Origin of the sequence: Peptoniphilus timonensis JC401 (assembly GCF_000312025.1) — a bacterium.
Taxonomy (GTDB): domain Bacteria; phylum Bacillota; class Clostridia; order Tissierellales; family Peptoniphilaceae; genus Peptoniphilus_A; species Peptoniphilus_A timonensis.
Genome location: NZ_HE978593.1, coordinates 107,613 through 113,067 on the forward strand (window position 1 = coordinate 107,613; position 5,455 = coordinate 113,067).

General features: G+C 30.8%; 6 protein-coding genes and 2 pseudogenes. All 8 read left to right on the forward strand.

The window, feature by feature from the left end:
• Positions 1 to 245, forward strand: a 245-nt coding sequence (locus tag HGPT_RS00565; RefSeq protein ID WP_040542181.1) for a GntR family transcriptional regulator, incomplete at its 5' end; no start/stop codon positions are given.
• Positions 242 to 641, forward strand: a pseudogene (locus HGPT_RS10450) (ATP-binding cassette domain-containing protein); the annotation flags it as partial. The gene HGPT_RS00565 and the pseudogene HGPT_RS10450, both read left to right, overlap by 4 nt.
• Entirely contained in the window at positions 633 to 1,082 is a 450-nt protein-coding gene (locus HGPT_RS10455; RefSeq protein WP_342626047.1) for an ATP-binding cassette domain-containing protein, read from the forward strand. The pseudogene HGPT_RS10450 and the gene HGPT_RS10455, both read left to right, overlap by 9 nt.
• A gap of 189 nt (positions 1,083 to 1,271) precedes the next feature.
• Entirely contained in the window at positions 1,272 to 1,685 is a 414-nt protein-coding gene (locus tag HGPT_RS00575; RefSeq protein WP_019137957.1) for a hypothetical protein, read from the forward strand.
• Positions 1,682 to 2,299 carry a hypothetical protein gene (locus HGPT_RS00580; RefSeq protein ID WP_019137958.1) on the forward strand — a complete coding sequence of 206 codons (618 nt, stop codon included), beginning with the start codon at positions 1,682 to 1,684 and terminating at the stop codon, positions 2,297 to 2,299. Before HGPT_RS00575 ends, HGPT_RS00580 begins: the two co-directional genes overlap by 4 nt.
• A 97-nt stretch (positions 2,300 to 2,396) precedes the next feature.
• On the forward strand, positions 2,397 to 2,933 hold the full coding sequence (locus HGPT_RS00585; RefSeq protein WP_245544053.1) for an ABC-2 transporter permease: 537 nt from the start codon (positions 2,397 to 2,399) through the stop codon (positions 2,931 to 2,933).
• 145 nt (positions 2,934 to 3,078) lie between these two features.
• Positions 3,079 to 4,404 (forward strand): NCS2 family permease, encoded by a 1,326-nt coding sequence (locus HGPT_RS00590; RefSeq protein ID WP_019137960.1) that lies wholly within the window; start codon positions 3,079 to 3,081, stop codon positions 4,402 to 4,404.
• 198 nt (positions 4,405 to 4,602) lie between these two features.
• Positions 4,603 to 5,455: pseudogene (locus HGPT_RS00595) on the forward strand (S-layer homology domain-containing protein); the annotation flags it as partial.

The following is a 5,455-nucleotide window of genomic DNA, read 5'->3' on the forward strand; positions in this document are numbered from 1 at the left end:
TAAAGGTCTCTGTCATAACGACAAAACGTGCCTACAATGACTTGGAGCAAGAGGGATATATTTATTCCATGCCAGGCAAGGGATCCTTTGTAAAAAAATTAAATGAAGAAGTTGTAAGAGAAAATGCCCTGGCAAAAATAGAAAAGTATTTTACTGACGCAATTACTGTTGCCAAGGCTAGTGGCATTGAAATAGAAGAATTGCAAGAAATTTTAAAGACATTAGATGAAGTGGGTGACTTATGAAAGTGATAGAAATAAAAAATTTGAAAAAAGAATTTAAGGACTTTGAACTTAATATAGAAAATTTAGAAATTCCTGAGGGTGCAGTCATTGGACTAATTGGCGAGAATGGTGCAGGAAAGACAACTCTCTTAAAATGTATTTTGGATTTATATAAATATGAGGGGGACATTAAAGTTTTTGGAGAAGAGATCCACAAGGAATCTTTTGAAAAAAATTGGGGCAGTGATAACTGACTCTTTCTTCAATGATACTTTTAAGATTAAAGATGTCGTTGACATTTTAAAAGTTGCTTACAAAAATTTTGATGAAGAAATGTTTTATGACTGCGCGGATAAATTTAAAATGCCAAGGGACAAAAAATTAAATGAACTCTCTACAGGGAATTTGATGAAGTTAAAAATTATCTCTGCAATTTGTCACAATCCAGATCTCTTGATCTTTGATGAGCCAACTTCAGGTCTTGACCCTGTTATTCGTGATGAAATCATAGGCTTTCTCTTTGACTATATGAGAGATGGGGAAAGGACAATTTTATTTTCATCACACATCTTGTCCGACATAGAAAAAATCGCCGATTACATTGTTTATATCCACGATGGAAAAGTTATTTTGTACGACGAAAAGGACTCTCTAATAGAAAAATATGGAATTTTAAAGACATCAGAAGAAAACTTAGAAAAATATGGAGATTTTATATTAAAGACAAGAAAAAATAAATACTCAACAGAAGCTCTCGTAAAAAATATTGGGGTTTTCAAAGAATTTTATCCAAATGAAGTTGTGGACAGGGCAAATGTGGAGGACATAATGATATTTTTATCAAGAGGTGGACAATGAAAGCAGTATTAATAAATGAGTGGAAAATATTTAAGTATTATTTTTTAGCTTCAATAGTAGGATTGGTATTAATACTCTTAATTTTTTATTAATAATAGGGGAGGAGACAACAGACTTCTTAACTACTGCATAGCAATCGTTACTTATACATTGAGAGGTCAAATTATATTTGGAGATAAGTATAGTGATATGGGTAAGTTCTTAACAATGCCAGTTTCTATTAATGACTATTCACTTGGGAAAATCTTAAGAAATATAATTGTTTATGTAATAACATCGACAGCATTTTTAATTTCTGTAGTAATTTTTAAAGAAAAAATTACAATGGAAATTATAAAAAGATATATATTTTATTTTTTAGCAATTGATTCTAGCTTAATGAGCATTTTCCATATATTTTTTTCAAAATATAAAAAATCTTATATTTCTATAATTTATACACTATCTGTTTTATTAGTTGGGATGCCATTGCTTAAATACACAAAGTATCTTTTGAATTACAAAATAATTTTCATAATTCTTTCCATAGCCTTACCAGTAATTTCAGTTTTTGTAGATTATAAATTCTCATCAAAACTTTTAAAGGAGGATGAGATAGTATGAAAGCAGTTTTATATAATGACTTTAAATTTATAAAAAAGCTTGCCCTTCCCTTTGTAATTTTTATTGGGGCAATTCTTCTTTTAAGTGTTGTGATTACAGGGGAAAAATCTGAGCAATTTTTTATACAATGGATATTCATTATGATTTTTACCTTGAGGACACAAGTTATCTTTGGAGATAACTTTAAAGATTTTCAAAAGTTTATGACTATGCCAAGCTCTGTGGAAGACTACTCTCTTTCCAAGATAATAAAAAATCTAATAATATTTATTCTTACTACAATTATTTTTTTAATAGGGCTAATTACTAGTGGTGACGAAGACAGACTTATTTTAAATATGTATGTTAACCTACTAATAGCCTTGGACTTTTTCGCCTTTAGCCTAAGTCACATTGTTTTTACAAAATATAAAAAGGGATTAGCGGCACTATTATACGGCTTAATGATTGTAGGTTTGGGTTTAATTTTTGGTTTGATCTACATGACCAAATATGAAATTTTAATTAACTACAGACCAATATTTATAGTAGGCTCAATAATAATTTGCATATTGTCCTTTAAGTTAGACTACAAGTTTTCCACAAAATATTTGAGGGAGAGGGGGATATTATGAAATTACTTTTAAAAAATGATTTTAAAATTAGAAAAAATTTATCATCGCTTATTTCATATTTATATTAATGATATTTTCCTTAAAGACCATAGGACTTATGTCAGAGGAATATAGCTTTTTCACAAACAAACCCTTCGTCCTAGTTTACCTATCAGCTATCCTAATTCACTTTGTATTATATGTAATAACTAGTGAAGGTATGATGATTGACAAGAGCAAACCATACTTTCTAACTCTTGGTGTATCAAGGCGTGACATAATAAATGTAAAGTTCTTGAAGATTGCAATAATATTTATTATAGATGGGCTTTTAATGGCTTACATCTTGCAAAATTTTAAATTGCGTGGCGAGGAATTTGAATTTGGACTCTTCATTTCACTATTTATGATGTCCTACTACATTATAAACATTCCAATATATCTTTACTTTGGACAAAATAGTGGTGTGGGAACAATATTTACAAGTTCGCCTGCCTTGCTTCCATTTTTAGATAAACTTGGAAAGAATCCCTCTGGCTTTTTCCTAGGCATAATAAAGAAGACAAGTTCTCTTAAATTAATTTTATTTTTACTTGCCTTTCTTATAACAATTTATGTTATCTCAAGAATAATAGGAGAGAGAAAAGATTATTAAGAGAGAAAGACTTTTGAAGCCGAACTTCAAGAGTCTCTTTTGATTTAAAATTATATTTTAAAGGAAAAATTCATCATCTTCCTGCCATTTGCCTCCCAATGTGATAGAATAAAAAATGAATTTATATTATATTAGGAGGAAAAAAATGGAAACAAATTCAAGTTTTTTAGAAAAAACTTTTTCTCTCAATGAGAGAAAGACAAACGCCAAGACAGAATTTTTGGCAGGACTTACAACTTTTATGACAATGTCATATATTTTAGTTGTAAATCCAAATATGTTATCTGAAACTGGAATGGACAAGGGTGGAGTTTTCACTGCGACTATTTTATCGTCAATCATTGCAATGCTCTTTATGGGATTATTTGCAAACTTGCCCTTCGCACTTTCAGCAGGAATGGGACTTAATGCTTTTTTCACTTACACAGTAGTACTCTCCATGGGTCACGATTGGTCCTATGCACTTACTGCAGTATTTTTAGAAGGTCTTATCTTTATAGTGATGAGCTTTTTCAACATTCGTGAGGCAATATTTACGTCAATACCAATGTCACTAAAAAATGCAGTTTCAGTTGGGATTGGACTTTTTATAACCCTAGTGGGACTTATTTCAGCAGGAGTTATTGTTGATAATGACGCAACTCTTATTGCTCTTGGAGATATTGCATCAAGACCATCTCTTGTATTTATTGTGTCACTTATGGTTATGGCACTTCTTACAGCAAAAAATGTCAAAGGAGCTCTTTTATATGGAATTATAACAGGAACTGTTCTTGCACTTATTTTTGGAGTTAGTAACTTACCTGGAGGAATGCTTTTCTCTCTTCCACCATCACTTGCACCTGTTGCCTTTAAACTTCACTGGGGAGATCTATTTACCTTTGACATGTTTTCTGTTATGTTTACATTTTTATTTGTAGACTTATTTGACACAGTGGGAACTTTAACAGGTGTTGCAACAAAGGCAGATTTAATTGACGAAGATGGAAACTTGCCAGGAGTTGGTCGTGCCCTTTTATCTGATGCCGTTGGTACAGTAGTGGGAGCTCTACTTGGTACATCAACTGTAACAACTTTTGTTGAATCAGCTTCAGGTGTAGCAGATGGAGGAAGAACTGGACTTACATCACTATCATGTGCTTTCTTTTTCTTTTTATCACTATTTTTATTCCCAATTTTTTCAATTGTGCCAGCACAAGCAACATCAGCTGCTCTTGTAATGGTAGGACTTTTTATGATTAGTCCAATTAATCAAATAAAATTAGATGATTATACAGAATCTGTGCCAGCATTTTTGACAATGGTAACAATGCCCTTTGCTTATTCTATTGCAGAAGGTATTTCTGTTGGAATGATCTCTTATGTTATTTTAAAAGTGGCAACTGGACGTGCAAAAGAAGTTAGCCCTGTAATGTACATCTTAGCTATTATCTTTACACTTAGATATTTAAGACCACTTTTGCCATTTTAACAAAAAGTATTTTTTAGGACCTTAGTGATTTATAAATTGCTAAGGTCTTTTTTATTTTTAAAATAATTGAAGGAATGTATAAAATTTTTTGATTATTAAATATATTTTAAATCTACTTGGATTAATTTTAAAATACTCGTTTATTGAATTGTTTTGACCCCTTTAGTATAATTATATTTATATTAAGGGGGCGTTTTTATGAAAAAAATGTTTTTATACATAGTTATGGCTTTTACATTTTTTGTAAATGTTTTTGCTGCTGAGGACATACAAGTTGTTTTGGAACAGCCAGGCATTTCTCAGGTAAAAAGTGGTGACACGCTAAAATATAATTTAATAGTAAATTTGCCAAAGGATTATAAGGAAAAGTATTCTTCTTTTTCTGTAACTCTTTTACTTGACAAATCTCTTGATTTAAAACAAACTAAACTAATTGACGACAAAGAAGTTGCGGGCAAGTTAGACGTGAGAGAAACTTCCATAAAGGGAAAAGATCAAAACATAGTAACTATTAATGCCAATGATCTTTCTGTAATAGGAGATAACAAGTTAAATCTAGAGATAACAACAAGGGTAAAAAATGATGTTGGATCAAGTTCCAACTTAAAAAATTCCTTTGTATTATCCTATGTTGACAGAGAAGGCGACACAAAGAGCGACCAAAAAAATCTTGAATCCTCAACAAAAACTCAAAATGGAGTTTTGACAATTAAAGATGTTTATGAAGGATCAAGTGAAATTGAAGGTAATACAGAAAAAAATGCTGATCTAAATCTTGCAATTGATAAAAAATTAATTGCAAGCACTAAAGCAGATAAGGATGGCAATTTTAAATTTGAAGGGCTAGATTTAAAAGAAGGGGCCTATCTTAGAATAGCTGCCAAGACAAAGGATAAGGAAGCTGAGCTTGATTATATTGTAAAGGCAAAAGTCGAAGAAAAGAAATCTACAGAACTTGTAAATGAAAATAATGATGAACTTGAACTTTATAGTACAGTAAAGACTCTTGAAAAATTAACAGATTATGTAGATTTTGCAAAGAATCTTTCTA